Source organism: Sulfitobacter sp. SBS6 (genome assembly GCF_048285585.1).
Lineage (GTDB): Bacteria > Pseudomonadota > Alphaproteobacteria > Rhodobacterales > Rhodobacteraceae > Sulfitobacter > Sulfitobacter pontiacus.
In genome coordinates, this window is the sequence record NZ_JBLWBA010000015.1 from 1 (window position 1) to 242 (window position 242).

Sequence of the window (242 nt, forward strand, 5' to 3'; positions counted from 1 at the left end):
TGGGAAGATACTTATCTTCCAATTTCATGCGAGCGCGATGGTAAAAGTAAGAGCTGCGCGCGAGACCCAGCCGAGCCAACAGCGCTGGTGTCTTATACCGTTTTTTTAGGGCGACGATCAGCATGGTCTTTTCCCGATTGCTCAGGCCCTGCAGATCGCCGCCAAGTTCCTTTTTTATCATTTCACTCGCAGTCTTGAGCAGGTCATGCTCAATCTGGATCTCGCGGATGTCGCGCTGCAGG

General features: G+C 52.5%; 1 pseudogene. It reads right to left on the reverse strand.

The features are described from left to right. Positions 1–242: pseudogene (locus tag ACNQ62_RS16665) on the reverse strand (IS3 family transposase); the annotation flags it as partial.